Origin of the sequence: Sulfurovum sp. bin170, from assembly GCF_010892395.1 — a bacterium.
Taxonomy (GTDB): domain Bacteria; phylum Campylobacterota; class Campylobacteria; order Campylobacterales; family Sulfurovaceae; genus UBA1140.
In genome coordinates, this window is sequence record NZ_JAACKB010000197.1 from 1 (window position 1) to 1,547 (window position 1,547).

General features: G+C 38.3%; 1 protein-coding gene. It reads left to right on the forward strand.

The features are described 5' to 3' along the window. Positions 1-26 precede the first annotated feature (26 nt). On the forward strand, positions 27-1,547 hold a 1,521-nt coding region (gene dnaE / locus GSY74_RS04575), incomplete at its 3' end, for a DNA polymerase III subunit alpha (protein WP_164663925.1).

The window sequence follows — 1,547 nt, forward strand, 5'->3', positions numbered from 1 at the left end:
ACTTTAATAATATAAAGGTCTTTATTTTGAGCGTTCAACCATTCACCCATCTCCATCTCCACACAGAATATTCTCTACTAGATGGAGCAAATAAACTAACAAATTTAGTCTCTCGTATTAAAGAGCTTGGAATGACCTCTGTTGCCATGACAGACCATGGCAATATGTTTGGAGCGATTGACTTTTACCATCAGATGAAGGGTGCTGGAATTAAGCCTATTATCGGGATGGAAGGCTACATTCATAATGGTGAGACACTTGGTGATAAGTCTACAAAACAAAGATTTCATATCTGTTTGTTTGCCAAGAACAAAAAAGGTTATGAGAACCTTATGTATCTCTCATCAAAAGCTTTTATTGAGGGTATGTACTATTTTCCGCGAATTAACAAAAAAGAATTAGCTTCTCACAGTGAAGGTCTTATCTGTACCTCTGCTTGTCTTCAAGGTGAGGTAAACTGGCATCTAAATCTTGCTAATGAGAAAAATGTAAGAAATGGTGCTTTAGGTTACGATGGAGCTTTAGCAGTTGCAAACGAATATAAAGAGATATTTGGTGATGACTTTTACTTAGAACTTATGCGTCACGGTATTGGTGACCAACTCTATATCGATAACCATATACTAAAAATTGCACAAGAGACAGATATAAAAATAGTCGCTACAAACGATACGCACTACACTTACCCAGGAGATGCTCAGTACCATGAAGCATTTATGTGTATTGGGATGAATAAACTTTACGATGACCCAAACCGTATGCGTCACTCAGTGCATGAGTTTTACCTTAAAAGCCCTGAGCAAATGGCTAGACTTTTTGCAGATATTCCTGAGGCTCTTGTACATACTCAAGAGATTGTCCAAAAGATAGAAGATTATGTACCAATAGTAGATACACCAACTCCGCCTAATTTTAAGTTTACAAAAGAGTATGCCGCTACTGATGGATGTCCTCTAAGTAGTGATGACAAAGATGAAACAGATGCAGAGTATTTTACATATAGATGTAAAATAGGGCTGATAGAGAGACTTAAGCATGTTGATGAGTCAAAGCACGAAGAGTATAGAGAGCGATTAGAGTTTGAGATGGATATCATCAACTCTATGAAATTTCCCGGCTATATGCTCATAGTTTGGGATTTTGTAAAAGTTGCTAAAGAGAAGGGCATAGCTGTTGGTCCCGGTCGTGGTTCTGCTGCTGGAAGTCTAGTTGCATACTCTCTTGATATTACCGATATTGACCCCATGAAGTATGACCTGCTTTTTGAGCGTTTTTTAAATCCTGAACGGGTGTCAATGCCCGATATAGATATGGACTTTATGCAGGCTCGCCGTGGAGAAGTGATTGATTATGTTGTTGAAAAATATGGTCGTAATCAAGTTGCACAAATCATCACCTTTGGTTCACTCTTAGCAAAAGGGGTTATCCGTGATGTTGCCAGAGTTCTTGATATGCCACTATCTCAGGCTGACAAGATGGCAAAACTCATTCCTGATGAACTTGGAATCACTCTCAATGGAAAAACAAAAAAAGGCAACTTTATAGAG